Here is a 12661-nt window from a genome sequence, read left to right as displayed (position 1 = left end):
CTAGGTGCTTTCCGTGGCGGTGCGCTCGACCAGCGCGAGGACCCGGGTGGGGCTGCCGGAGCCGCCGACGATCGGCAGCGGTCCCGTCATCAGCACCGCGCCGGTGGGCGGCAGCAGCGCGAGGTTGCGCAGCTGGGTCAGGCCGTACTTCCCGGCGCCGTGCAGGAACCAGTGGCACGGGTAGGGCTGGTCGGCGAAGTCCCCCGCCAGGCCCGCGTCGGTGCCCACGGTCTCCACGCCGATGCCCGCCAGCGGGGTCTCCTCGGCCAGCCAGCGCGCGCACTCCGGGGCGACGCCGGGGGTGTGCCGGTCGTTGAGGAAGTTCTCCGGATCGCCTCCTCGGGCGTCCCAGCCGGTGCGGTAGAGCAGCCAGCCGTTCGCGGGCAGGGGGCCGTGCTCGGCCGTCCACGCCTCGACGTGCTCGCGCCGCAGCAGGAAGTCGGGGTCGCGCTCCACCTCCCCGGTCAGGTCGAGCACCACGGCCGGGCCGACCAGGCGGTCCGGCGGGACCTGGGACACGTCGTGCCCGCCCTTGCCGGAGAGCCAGTGCGCCGGGGCGTCGAAGTGGGTACCGGTGTGCTCGGAGAGGCGGATGTTGTTCCAGTAGACCGTGGGGCCCGCGTCGTCGAAGTTGCTGATCACTTCGCGGGCGAAGGGCCACGGCTGGCCGCGCTCGGGCGGCAGGCTGATGATCGGCGTCTGCTCGTCCAGCGGGGCGGTCAGGTCGATCACCTCGACCGCGCCGCTGCTCAGCGCGGCCGTCAGTGCCGCGAGGACCGTCATGCCAGTGCCTCCTCGGACGCGCGGACGGCCCCGGTCGGCCCGTCCCCCGCCGCGCGGGCGACCGGTGTGCACCACTCGGGATGTGCGCCCCGGTTGCGTACGGCGTCGGTGTAGTGGTCCTGGAGCGCGCGGGTCAGTGCGCCGGGTGTGCCGTCGCCCACCGGCAGCCGGTCGACGCTCGTGATCGGCAGCAGCTCGGACATGGTGCCGCACAGGAACAGCTCGTCGCAGACGTACAGCTCGGTGCGGTCGATCTCCCTGCGGTGCAGGGGGATCCCGAGCTGCTCGCGGGCCAGCGTTGCGACGGTGTCCACGGTGATGCCCTCCAGGACCCCGCTGGTGCCGGGCGGGGTGATGAGTTCGCCGTCGCGGACCATCACCACGCAGGACCCGGGCGCTTCGGCGACCGTGCCGCGCGCGTTGAGCAGCAGCGTGGTGTCGAAGCCGTTGCGCACCGCCTCGTGCTGGGCGAGGCGGCTGTTGTGGTAGTTCGCACCGGTCTTGATGCGCGGCGGCATCGCGTCGTTGCCGATGCGCCGCCACGAGGAGATCGAGGCCGACACGCCCGCGGCGAAGGCGGCCGAGCGCGGCACCGGCGTGGAGGTGATGTGCACGCCCGTCTCGGTGGTGTGGGCCAGCGGATCGAAGTTCGGGCCGAGCCCGAAGTACGCGACGACGCAGACGTGGGCGTCGGTGCCGAAGTCATTGGCCAGGACGAGGTCGTCGCAGGCCCGGGCCAGTTCGTCGTCGGTGTGGTCGATCTCCATGTGCAGGCTCTTCATCGAGCGGCGCAGCCGCTCCAGGTGGTCCCTGACGCGGAACGCCGACAGCTCGCCCTCGCCGGGACCGGTGTAGACGCGGATGCCCTCGAAGACGTTCGCGCCCCAGAAGGCCCCCTGGCTGCGGGCGTGGACGACGCACTGGTCCCAGGGGACGAGCCGGCCGTTCAGCCAGGCGTACGCGGGTGTGGTGGCGGTCATTCAGAGGGTTCCTTTCACGAGGGGCCGGGTCCTGGCGGGGGCTCCGGCGGCCCTGTCCAGTGCGGCGGCGAAGTCCGAGCCCCGGGTGGAGCGGGCGGCGAGGTGCCCGTCGGGCCTGGCGAGGTACCAGGTGCCCCGCTCGGCCCCGTAGGTCTTCAGGAGCGATGCCTCCTTCGTCCGTACGACGTGGATGTCGGCGGGGAGTCCTTCGGTCGCCGCACCCCACGGGAGGACGACCACCAGGCGGGCCGGTACCCGCCAGGGCTGCACCCGGGCGCCCCGCACCAGGGCCGCGGCCCGGGCGGCGTCGGGGGCGAAGCAGAGCCCGACGAATCCGTCGCCGAGCAGTCGGCGCAGCCGGGTCCGGCCACCGTCCTCGTGAGGGTGCCCTTCGGGTCCCGACACCACCTCGACGTGGCCGTCGGGGGCGAACGAGCCGAGGAGGGCGTCGTCGTCGGCCGCCTGTACGAGGGGCGACTCCGTGTAGACGTACGGCTCGGCCATCCTGCCGCTGTTCACGTGCTTCTGGGCCCTGCCGAACGCGTGCGACAGGGTGAGCAGCGCCGAACGGGCCCAGCGGCGGGCCAGGTTGGGCGGCACCATGAACCGGATCGTCGCCTCGGTGACGCGCAGGTTCTCCTTCGCCGCGGCGTACCGCTCGGTGTGGTACGTCTCCAGGAGTTCCTCGTCGGCGTGCCCGGCGTGCACGAGGGCGAGCTTCCACGCGAGGTTGTCGGCGTCCTGGATGCCGCTGTTCATGCCGCGCGACCCGTAGGGCGGCAGGGCGTGCGCGGCGTCTCCGGCGAACAGCACCCGGCCGACGCGCAGGCGTTCCACCACCCGTTGGTGGAACCGGTAGGTGCTGACCCAGTCGATCTCGTACGGGATGTCGCCGATGACGTCCCGGACCCGCCGGTCGAACCGGCCGTCCGCCCGTTCGGCCTCGATGTCGGCGTCCGGGGGCAGTTGCCAGTCGATGCGCCAGATGTCGTCGGGCTGCGGGTGCATCACCAGTTGGCGGCCGGGGTTGAACGGCGGGTCGTAGTGGAAGTGCCGTTCCTTGGCCAGCGGGAGCTTCGCCCGGATGTCGGTGATCAGGAAGCGGTCCTTGTGCGTGTAGCCGGTCCACCGCACGCCGAGCATCTCGCGCAGGGTGCTGCGCACGCCGTCGCACGCGACCAGGTGGGCGAAGCGCAGGGAGCGTTCCCCTTCCTCGCCGTTCACCCGTACGGTCACCCCGTCGGCGTCCTGGGACACGCCGACGACCTCCTGCCCCCAGCGCAGGTCGCAGAGGGGGTGTGCCTCGGCCGCCTCGGCGAGGACCTGCTCGATGCGGTGCTGGGAGATGTTGACGAACGGGCCGAAGCCGGGGCCGAGCGGGTACTCGGCGGACCTGATCACCTTGTTGCGCACGTAGGTCCTGGCGACGGTCCAGGTGACGCCCTCGTCCTTGATCTGGTCCGCGCAGCCGGACTTGTCGAGGACGTCCAGGACGTCGCCCTGGATCAGGCACGCCTTCGAGCCCTGCTTGAGCAGTTCGGGGCTCGCCTCCAGCAGGACGCTCGGCACTCCGAGGTCAGCCAGGCGCAACGCGGCGACCAGGCCGATCGGTCCTGCTCCCACGATTCCCACGGGTGCGTCGTACGCGGTCATCGGGTCCCCACCGCCGTGTTGGTCCTGGTCTCGTCCGTCACGCTGACGGTGCGGAACACCGGCACGTTGCGCACCGAGTCGAGGTACGGCGTGCCTTCCGTGTAGCCGGTGCCGGTGGCCTCGCCGAGCATCCGTACCGCGAGGCGGTAGTGGGTGTTGCGCCAGCGCAGCAGGGCGCGGGCGAACTCCTCCATCGACCGGGTGAGCCGCTCGCGGTCGGCGGCGTCGAGGTCGCCGGAGGCGCACGCCTCCGTGTACGCGTCGTCGAGCGTCGTCTGGTCGGCGAGGACGCGCTCGCGCACCTCGGGGACCGAGCGGTACGCGGCGGAGTCGAGGCGTTCCTCGTCGGGCTTGCGGCACAGCGACTCGATGATCTTGTAGTTGCGCGACTGGATCGCGCTCGCGCCCTCGGTGAACTCGCGGAAGGTGCGGAACGACTCGATCTGCATCGTCGCCAGCATCGAGAACAGCGGGGCGGACTCCCGCAGCGCCGCCTGCGAGCTGTCGAGGAAGTGCACCGCCCGGTCCGTCCGGCGCTCGGCGAGGGCCGCCGTCGCCGCGCGCAACTGGACGGCGAGCAGCGCGAACGTGGTCTCGAACGCCTGGAGGACCCGCAGGAACAGGTACTCGTCGTGCACGGTGTCCACCGGCAGGATGCCAAGACCGACGGACCGCCGCTCGGCGAAGGACATGTCGGCGTGCACCACGGAGCATGCCTGGCGGACGAGTTCGGTGGTCTCGGGGGCGCCGAGTCCGCCGTCGAGGGCCATCCGCGCCAGTGCGGGCTGCATGGCGCGCAGTCCGTGCTTGCAGCGCTTGGCCACCAGGTGCGGTGCGGGCCGCATCTTGGGGAACAGCAGGGTGCGCCCGTCGAGGGCGGCGAGCTCGAAGGAGAGCGCGTCGCCGATCAGTTGGACGACGAGCCGGTCGCACCGGGAGCGGGCGAACGGCGCCTGTTCCACCGGGTCGTCCACGGAGGGGAGCCGGAGCAGCGCCAGCGCCAGGTAGGTGGGGTAGTCGTAGCGCTCGTCCGGCTTGTCCAGGGCCGTGCTCAGAAAGGCCGCGAGGGTCTGCACGTGCGGCCAGGGTCCGCGCATGACGGGCAGCAGATCGCGTACTTCGGCGAGCAGTTCGAGCAGTTCGGCGTGGACGAAGTGCTTGCCGACGCCGTGGAAGTACTGGACGACCGCGTCGTAGGGGAACTTCTTCGGATCGGGATCGTGGAGCCAGGAACGTAACTCAGCTTGTGGGGGCATGAGACCTGCCGTTCGACCAGTGACCGGATCGGTGAGGGGAAAGGCCGCGGGTGCCCCGGCACTCGTCGAGTGCGGCGCACAGTGCGGCCACGTCGGAGGTGCTGTTGTAGTAGTGGAAGGAGAGGCGGACGACGTCGCCGCGCGGGCTGACCGCGATGCCGCGATCGGCGAGGCGACGCCCGAGTGCGGACGGATCGGCGTCCACCAGACCGATGTGGGCGCCCCGCCGCTCCCGTGGGAGGGTGCGTACCGGGAGCCCCCTGTCCGCGAGTTGACTGATCGCCAGGTCCGTCAGGTCCAGGACGTGCTCACGTACGGCGAGCAGATCGAGTCCGCGGATCAGCCGGAGCCCGGCGACGGCGGCGTAGCAGGCGGGGACTGCGGGGGTGCCCGTCTCGAAGCGGGCGGCCGTGGGGGCGAAGTCCAGCCGCTTCGGGTCGAACGCGAACGGGTCGACTCGGCCGAACCAGCCTGTCAACTGCGGCTCGGACAGGTCCCGTTGAGGTTCGCGTACGTAGAGGAAGGCCAGGCCCGGCAGCCCGAGCAGGTACTTCATCGTGCCGGCCACCAGGAAGTCGCAGCCCAGCCGGTCGACGTCGACCGGCTCGACGCCCACCGCCTGGTAGGCGTCGACGAACACCCGGGCCCCGGCGTCGTGCGCGAGGCGTGCCACCTCGGCGACCGGGAGCCGGGCGGCGTCCTGGTACCCAGTGAGCGGCACCGACACCAGGCGGGTCCGCTCGTCGATCAACTCGGCGTAGTCCTCGGCCTGTTCGGCGTGGCGGACCTCGGCTCCGCGCGGGCGCTGCGCCAGCCACACATGGGCGACGGAGGGGAACTCCAGGGTCGTGCTGACCACGGTCGGCCGGGTGCTCCAGTCCAGGGCCGAGGCGACCTGGTAGGCGCCGACGGAGGCGTTGGGCACCACGGCCACCTGGTCGACGCGTGCGCCGATCAGCGCGGCGAACTCGGTGCGCGCACGGCCCACTTGCTCCTCGAACAGGGCCCAGGGCGCGTCCCCTTCGGCCATGTCGTCGAGCATGCGGACCATCGCCTCGTCGAGGTCCGTGGAGCGGGCGCCGAGGCTGCAACTGGCTAGGTGCGTCCTTCGGTCGAGGGCGGGGAAGCGGGCCCGGAAGGCGGCCGCTCCGGCAGGGGCGCTCATACCGACTCCGCCAGGTGGTACTTGCCCATGGGGCCGGTGTCGGTGAGTTCCGTGCGCACCCGCCAGAGCTCGGGGAAGAACTTGTACTCGATGAGCTTCGCCAGGACGTCCACCGGGGTGCCCTGGGTTCCGATGACGTCGTGGCCGATGATCCGCGTCATCATCTTGAAGTGCCGCACCCGCCACAGCGACACCTGCTCGTCCCACGCGACCATGGCCTCGACCAGCCGGTGGTCGGCGCTGGCGACGCCGCTGCGGTAGAGCTCGGCGAGGTCGGTGCCCCGCTCCTCGACCAGGGCGGCGTGCGCGCGCCCCAGCTGTCGGCCGTGCCGTTGCACCGCGCGCCACCCCGGGGAGTCCGCGCCGGAGCCGTGCCCCAGGATCGTGCGGATGGTCTGGAAGTCCCAGGGCGACAGGAAGCGCATCATGTCGAGCTGTTCCGTCACCAGGACCACGCCGAGCGTCGCCCTGCGCAGCAGTTCGATGGCCGGGTCCAGTTCGCGGGCCGTCACGAGGCCGGTGGCCGTCTCCAGTTCCGAGGAGGCGAGTTTGAGCCACAGCTCGGTGGACTGGTGCACGACCTGGAAGAGGAGTTCGTCGCGGTGCACGACCTCGTCGGGGCGCCGTTGCAGGGAGAGCAGTTCGTCGGTCCGCATGTAGCGCGCGTAGTCGTCCTTGCCCTCTCCGGACAGGATCTGCTCGGAGTAGTCCCTCACCTTGTCACCTCGGGTATGCGGTAGGCCGGTTGCTCGGCGGGTGGTACGGGGGCGGCTTGCTCGGCGGGTGGTACGGGGGCGGCGCTCACCCTGAACCGGGTGGCCGTCGCGGCGAGCGCCCGCTCCACCTCGGCGCTGCTCGTGCCGCGGAAGCGGAACCGCCCGCCGACGTGCTCGTAGTAGGCGTCCGCGGCGGGCAGTACCTCACCGGGGCTCAGGAGTGCTTCGGCGTAGGGGCCGGGCCGGCGGCCGACCATCGAGGTGGCCTCGGTGATCAGGCAGGGCCGGGCGGTGGGGGCGGGGACCAGCAGCCAGCCGCCGACCGGGCCGGAGGCCGCACGCGGCGGGGGCGCCGTTCCCGTGGTCCCGGTGGCCTGGAGGTCGAACGCGGCCCGCATGAGGTCGTAGCCGTGCAGTTCGCGCCAGAGGAAGGGGATCTCCGCGCCGCCGACACGGGCCCCGACCTCCAGGAAGGTGCAGGTCACGTCCTCGCCCCGGCGTTCGACGAACAGTTCCAGGTGGAACGGCGTCGGCGCCCCCGTCAGCGCGCCGAGGAAGGCCGTGGCCGAGGTCTCGATCGCCCGCACGATCCGGGGGTCGTCCTCCTCCACGGAACCGAGGAAGGTGCCGTCGCGGAACCCGAGGCAGCTGTTGATGTAGCGGGAGGCCCGCAGGCAGGTCGGAGCCCGGCCGTCGAACACGCCGTCGACGTGGTAGATCGGGTGCGGGTTGAACGCCTGGACGAGCATCGGTTCGGTGAAGTCGGGCAGCCGGGCCAGGTCGCCGGGGCCCGCGAGCACCACGACGCCGTCGCTGGAGCCGCCGACCCTCGGTTTGACCACCAGCGGCCATCCGGCCAGTTCCGCGAACGCGCGTACCGAGTCGTGGTCGCCGGCGGCGGTGAACACGGGTACCGGCAGACCGGCGTCGGCGACCGCCGTGCACATCACGTACTTGTCCCGGAACGCCAGGAGGTCGGCGGGCCGTGGCCCGGGCAGCCCCCGGTCCGCGCGCAGTTGGGCGGCGACCAGGAGGTCCCCCTCCTTGAGGGCGACGATGCGCCGCACGGGTCCGTGCCGCCGGACGAGTCCGTCCAGCGCGGTGCGGACCTCGGCCAGATCGCCGGTGGACTCGACGAGCGCGACCTCGGCGGCTGCCGGGGGGACGCAACCGCGTCCCACCGGAGTGGTGATGTAGGTGACGCGGTGGGTCGTGTGGTTCAGGTAGCGGGCGTAGTCGGCGTAGTGCTCTTTCCACTGGTTGACGACCACGACGTGCGGTCGTCGTTCCATGGCATCCCGGGGGTTTCGGGTCATGCCGCGAGCTCCCTTCACAGGCGCGGCACGGTGTGCGGCGCCATGGCGATGCCCCGGAGGAGGGGGTGTCTCCGGGCTGGAGGCAGGACGGTCTGCGGACGGTCGGCCGTGGGCGGGCGGACTCTCCGGATGAGGCGGCGGGCGGGAGGGGATGCGCGGTTCACCCGGGGGAACTGCGGGGCCGGGGGTCAGGGGGCGGTGAACACGCAGGTGCTGCGGGTGCCGGGGTTCGCGAAGGCGACGACCGCGCCGTCGTCCGGCTTGAGGGCACGTACGAAGCCGCCCGCGTAGCCGCCGGTGTCCACGAAGACGCCCCAGTTCGCGACCCAGTCCGCCACGGCCCCGGTCTCCGCGTCCACGACGGGTTCCGGCACCGGCCGGACGCGTTCTTGGACCACGTGGTCTCCGGCGGCCCGGTCCAGGAGCGCCTGCCGCCACTGCTCCTCGGTGACCTCGTGTCCGATCACGGTGCCGACGCCGCCGTGGCCGACGCCCGGCTTCAGGACGAGGTCCTCCTGCTGCTCCCGGCAGCGGTCCAGCAGTTCCGCGTGCTGAGCCGCGGTGTGTCTGTCCGCGCCGAGCAGCCGGGTCCAGGGCATGACGCGGTCGACGACGGCGTGCTCCGCCGGGGAGAAGGTCTCCCGGGTCCGGGGGTCGTGCAGGAGCGCCAGGCTCCCCTTGCTCGCGAACATCGCCCCTTCGAGGGGGGTGTACAGCACGGTCCGGCCCGCGTGGTGCGCCCGGACGAGCAGGTCGAGGCTGTCTTGTCCCGCCCGGTCGTCGGCCACCTCGCTCGCGACGAAGTAGCGGAGCACCACGTCCAGCGGGGCCCCGCGCAGGGTGACCTTGCCGTTGCGCTCGCCCAGTTCCTGGACCTCGCCCAGGAGCAGCCGTACGCCGTGGTCGAGCATCGCCTCGCGCAGGGCGTCGAAGACGTGCCGGTGGGCGTCGATCCCGCCCCTGGCCTCGATCAGGGCCACCACGGGTTCCCCGTCGGTGACCGTGCCGCCCGTTTCCCGCAGGGTACGGGTGAGCCTGGCGAGGGTGTCGATGTGCCCGAGCCGGTGCTCCTGGGCGAATTCCTTGAAGGCGGGCACGTCCAGGAACGCACGGTTGAGCTGCGCGAAGTCCGTACCGCCGAGCTGGCTGCCGATGTTGAGCTCCAGCAGCTTGAACGCGGACCCGTCGTGATAGGCGTCGGCCCTCGCGTACAGCGGCGGCCGTCCGCTCGCGCCCCGGCACATCAGCTCGGCGAGGCGCCCGTCCATCCCGAGTGCGTCGCAGTAGCGCCGCAGGTCGCCGCCGAAGAGCCGGGCGGGCAACGACGTGAGGATGTCGAAGAGTCCGGACAGGTCCGCCGCGAACCCGCTGATCTCGGACTCCGAGGCGAACAGCGGCCGGTCGAGCATCAGCCGCCCGTAGGACTCTCCGTAGGTGGCCGGGAGATTCATCTCGTGCGCGGCATGGCGCAGCCGTGAATCCGGGGCACTGCATTCCTCGACGTATTTCTCCGTGACGCGTCGTAACACCGGCCGTACTCCCTCAAAATAAAGGTGAGGTTGCGACGCGCTTTCCGTCGCAGCGTGATCAGTAGTTGGTTATGAGTGGAACGCGCCTCGCAGGGCGGCCGAATCCACGGGGGATCCGGACATGCCAAGGGGAATGTGCTCACCACTGATCGATCCGCACCTCTCGCATCCCGCGTCGGCGAAACGGGCCGACGCGACATCCGTGAGTAAATCCCCCGTGCTCTCCCGCCCCCTGGCGTGCCGGGAACGGTCGAGCGGATCGAGTGAAACTTGAGCCACCGCCGGGGTCAATTGTGTGCCACATCACAAGCGGCACGGGGTGGCTGATTCGATGGTTTTACCAATTCGGGCATTCCGGCCGCTTTCACTGAAGCGCGTATCCGGGCCCGCTCTTCTCCCGCCGGGGCGTCGCCCCGTCGACGGAATCCCGCTGTACCAGTTCGTCGCCCTGACACGTGTACACGAAGAGGCGGCGTTCACCGCTATCCGGACGGACGCCTCTCCTCTCCGCGCACCCGCCCCGGCAGCCGCCCGCGAAAGGACCATCGCCAGCCGGATTGGCCGGAATGCAGTCGGAAACCAGGGCCGCACAGAATTCGCACATGCTTAAGGCATATGCGTATTGGCCTGACGTGACCACCTGGCACCCGGTCCGGCCGAAGGGCGCGCCCGGGCGGCACGGAGCACAATCGCTGACGAAGGCCCGCAACCGACCCCTGGAGAGCACCGCATGCGGATCAACATGACCAGCGTCTTCGTCGACGACCAGGCCAAGGCCCTGAGCTTCTACGCCGACACGCTGGGCTTCGTGAAGAAGCACGACGTCCCGGTGGGCGGGGAAGCCCGCTGGCTGACCGTGGTCTCGCCGGAGAACCCCGAGGGCACCGAGCTGCTGCTGGAGCCCGACATGCACCCCGCCGCGAAGGCGTACAAGACCGCGCTGTTCGCGGACGGCATCCCGGCCGTGCAGTTCGCCGTGGACGACGTGAAGGCGGAATTCGAGCGGCTGAGCGCGCTCGGGGTGCGCTTCACCGTGGACCCGATGGAGGCGGGGCCGGTATGGGTCGCCGTACTGGACGACACCTGCGGCAACCTGGTCCAGATCGCGACCCAGCCCTGAGGCACGCCGAAGGGGGGCGGACCGGAGTGCTCCGGTCCGCCCCCCCTTCGGCCGTCTCTAGCGCGCGTCCGCCCGGCTGCGTGCCAGCAGCCACAGGAAGTACGGCGTGCCGATGATCGCGGTGACGATGCCCGCGCCGACCTGGGCCGGAGCGATGACGGTCCGGCCGATCACGTCCGCCGCGCCCACCAGCACCGCACCGAGCAGCACCGCCACCGGCACCACCCGTACGTGCCTGCGGCCGACCAGGGCGCGGGCCGCGTGCGGGGCGACCAGGCCGACGAAGGCGATGGTTCCGGCGGCGGCGACGGCCGCCGCGCTCAGCAGCACGCCGAGCGCGAGGAGGCCGAGCCGGGACCGGGACAGGCCGAGGCCGAGCAGGCGCGGGGTGTCCTCGTCGAGGGAGATGAGGTCCAGTTCGGTCCGCCGTACGAACGCCACCACGAGGCCCAGGAGCAGGAAGACGCCCAGCGGCACCAGGTCCGGGAAGCTCCTCCCGTACGTCGAACCGGACAGCCAGGTCAGCGCCTTGGTGGCGTTGAACGGGTCGGTGAGGACGATGAGGAGGCTGATCAGCGCGGTGGTCGCGGTGGCGACGCCCATGCCGACCAGGACCAGGCGGTTCTGCTGGAAGCCGCCGCGTGCGGACAGGCCGAACACGATGACGGCGGCGACGGCCGCACCCGCGAAGGCCGCGACCGCCATCTCCGCAGGACCGGCCAGCGGCACGGACGTCACCAGGAGCACCGCCCCCAGCGCCGCCCCGCCGGACACGCCCATGACGCCGGGCTCGGCGAGCGGGTTGCGGGTGACGGCCTGGATGAGGGTGCCCGCCAGTGCCAGCGCGGCGCCCGCGAGGAGCGCGGCGCAGACGCGGGGCACCCGGGTGTCCAGGACGAAGGTGACGGCCCGGCCCGCGTTGTTCTGCGCCCAGTTCACGACGTCGCCGAGCAGCAGCATGGAGTCGCCGAGCAGCACGGAGGCGATCACGAGGACGACCAGGACCACGACGAGGGTGGCCGTCACGGTGACGAAGACCGTACGGCTGCGGATGCGCAGCTTGTCCGGCGGGGACGCGGCGCCCAGGTCGCGGCCCCGGGTGGCGAGGGTGACCAGGAAGACCGCGCCGACGAGGCTCGTGACGACGCCGGTCGGCACGCCCACCGAGGTGTCCGCGGACACCAGCGTGCGCAGCGCGACGTCCGAGGCGAGGACCAGGAGGATGCCGGTGAGTGCGGAGGCCGTGACGTTGCCCCGGACCTTGGCGAACTCACGGTAGCGGCGGGCCAGGACCCGGACGACGGCCGGGGCGACCAGGCCGACGAAGCCGATCGGTCCGGCGAGGGTGACGGCCGCCGCGGACAGCAGCGCGGCGAGCACGACGGTGATCACGCGGGTGGCGCGTACGTTGACGCCCAGGCCCCGGGCGGCGTCGTCGCCGAGCGCCAGCGCGTCGACCCGGCGGGCCACCAGCATGAGTCCGACGAGTCCGACGACGAGCATCGGCAGCATGCCCAGCACTCCGCCGAAGCCGTTCTGGGCGATGCTGCCCTGGTTCCACTGGTGGAGCCCCTCCGTCTCCACGGGGAACAGCAGCAGCAGTCCCTCGGTGACGGCGGTCAGGCCGAGGGTGAGGGCGGTGCCCGCGAGGACCAGCCGGACGGTGCCCGCGCCGAGTCCGGACATGCCCAGGACGATCGCCGCGGCGGCGAGGCCGCCGACGAAGGCGACGCCGGAGGAGGCGAACATCGGCAGCGAGAGACCGGTCGTGGCGACGATCCCGAGCGCCAGGTAGGAACCGGCGTTGATGGCGAGGGTGTCCGGCGAGGCGAGGACGTTGCGGCTGACGGCCTGCAGGGCGCAGCCCGCCATGCCGAGGACCGCGCCGACGAGGATTCCGGCGACCATGCGCGGCAGCCGGGAGGCGAGGACGACGGAGGAATCCGCGGAGTCCGCCTGCCCGGTGAGCGCCTTGAAGACCTCGCCGGGACCGACGTGGGCGGTGCCCTGGGTGATGTCGGCGACGGCGAGGACGGCGACCAGCAGGACGAGCACGGCCGTCACCGCTACCGCGCCGCCCTTCCGGGAGGTCGCCGCCGGGGTGGGGGCGGCGGGTGCGGTGGTGGTGACGGCCATGGTGTTT

10 protein-coding genes are annotated in these 12661 nt (G+C 71.8%); 1 reads left to right on the top strand and 9 read right to left on the bottom strand.

Translation table 11 applies throughout. The features are described from left to right. From OG897_RS36120 to OG897_RS36085, 8 genes are all read right to left on the bottom strand, one after another. A complete protein-coding gene (locus tag OG897_RS36120) occupies positions 1-783 on the bottom strand; it encodes a cyclase family protein (RefSeq protein ID WP_266663855.1) in 783 nt (260 codons plus the stop codon). Further along, entirely contained in the window at positions 780-1763 is a 984-nt protein-coding gene (locus tag OG897_RS36115) for an aminotransferase class IV (RefSeq protein ID WP_266663853.1), read from the bottom strand. Before OG897_RS36115 ends, OG897_RS36120 begins: the two co-directional genes overlap by 4 nt. Beyond that, positions 1764-3416: an FAD-dependent monooxygenase gene (locus OG897_RS36110; protein WP_266663852.1), complete on the bottom strand. Its 1653-nt coding sequence runs from the start codon at positions 3414-3416 to the stop codon at positions 1764-1766. Next, positions 3413-4672 (bottom strand): tryptophan 2,3-dioxygenase family protein, encoded by a 1260-nt coding sequence (locus OG897_RS36105; RefSeq protein WP_266663850.1) that lies wholly within the window; start codon positions 4670-4672, stop codon positions 3413-3415. Before OG897_RS36105 ends, OG897_RS36110 begins: the two co-directional genes overlap by 4 nt. Beyond that, entirely contained in the window at positions 4656-5837 is a 1182-nt protein-coding gene (locus OG897_RS36100) for an aminotransferase class V-fold PLP-dependent enzyme (protein WP_266663848.1), read from the bottom strand. The genes OG897_RS36105 and OG897_RS36100 overlap by 17 nt, the downstream gene beginning before the upstream one ends. Further along, positions 5834-6553 (bottom strand): tryptophan 2,3-dioxygenase family protein, encoded by a 720-nt coding sequence (locus tag OG897_RS36095; RefSeq protein ID WP_266663846.1) that lies wholly within the window; start codon positions 6551-6553, stop codon positions 5834-5836. The genes OG897_RS36100 and OG897_RS36095 overlap by 4 nt, the downstream gene beginning before the upstream one ends. Next, positions 6550-7869, bottom strand: a complete 1320-nt coding sequence (locus OG897_RS36090; RefSeq protein ID WP_266663844.1) for an acetyl-CoA carboxylase biotin carboxylase subunit family protein — start codon at positions 7867-7869, stop codon at positions 6550-6552. Before OG897_RS36090 ends, OG897_RS36095 begins: the two co-directional genes overlap by 4 nt. A 188-nt stretch (positions 7870-8057) precedes the next feature. Next, a complete protein-coding gene (locus OG897_RS36085) occupies positions 8058-9398 on the bottom strand; it encodes a hypothetical protein (RefSeq protein ID WP_266663842.1) in 1341 nt (446 codons plus the stop codon). Positions 9399-10128: 730 nt separating this feature from the next. Between OG897_RS36085 and OG897_RS36080 the strand changes: the two genes are divergently transcribed. Beyond that, positions 10129-10518 carry a VOC family protein gene (locus OG897_RS36080; protein WP_266663840.1) on the top strand — a complete coding sequence of 130 codons (390 nt, stop codon included), beginning with the start codon at positions 10129-10131 and terminating at the stop codon, positions 10516-10518. 57 nt (positions 10519-10575) lie between these two features. Here OG897_RS36080 and OG897_RS36075 read toward each other — a convergent pair whose 3' ends face one another. Then, positions 10576-12654 carry an iron ABC transporter permease gene (locus OG897_RS36075; protein WP_266663838.1) on the bottom strand — a complete coding sequence of 693 codons (2079 nt, stop codon included), beginning with the start codon at positions 12652-12654 and terminating at the stop codon, positions 10576-10578. Positions 12655-12661: the final 7 nt, after the last annotated feature.

This window comes from Streptomyces sp. NBC_00237 (genome assembly GCF_026342435.1).
GTDB lineage: Bacteria > Actinomycetota > Actinomycetes > Streptomycetales > Streptomycetaceae > Streptomyces.
Note: the sequence above shows the minus strand (reverse complement) of the source record. Positions and strands in the feature narration are given on the sequence as shown.

Bases quoted from the DNA above. Each gene is read 5' to 3' on its own strand.
- OG897_RS36120 (WP_266663855.1), bottom strand. From the start codon at position 783: ATGACGGTCCTCGCGGCACTGACGGCCGCGCTGAGCAGCGGCGCGGTC.
- OG897_RS36080 (WP_266663840.1), top strand. From the start codon at position 10,129: ATGCGGATCAACATGACCAGCGTCTTCGTCGACGACCAGGCCAAGGCC.
- OG897_RS36090 (WP_266663844.1), bottom strand. From the start codon at position 7,869: ATGACCCGAAACCCCCGGGATGCCATGGAACGACGACCGCACGTCGTG.
- OG897_RS36110 (WP_266663852.1), bottom strand. From the start codon at position 3,416: ATGACCGCGTACGACGCACCCGTGGGAATCGTGGGAGCAGGACCGATC.
- OG897_RS36100 (WP_266663848.1), bottom strand. From the start codon at position 5,837: ATGAGCGCCCCTGCCGGAGCGGCCGCCTTCCGGGCCCGCTTCCCCGCC.
- OG897_RS36075 (WP_266663838.1), bottom strand. From the start codon at position 12,654: ATGGCCGTCACCACCACCGCACCCGCCGCCCCCACCCCGGCGGCGACC.
- OG897_RS36105 (WP_266663850.1), bottom strand. From the start codon at position 4,672: ATGCCCCCACAAGCTGAGTTACGTTCCTGGCTCCACGATCCCGATCCG.
- OG897_RS36115 (WP_266663853.1), bottom strand. From the start codon at position 1,763: ATGACCGCCACCACACCCGCGTACGCCTGGCTGAACGGCCGGCTCGTC.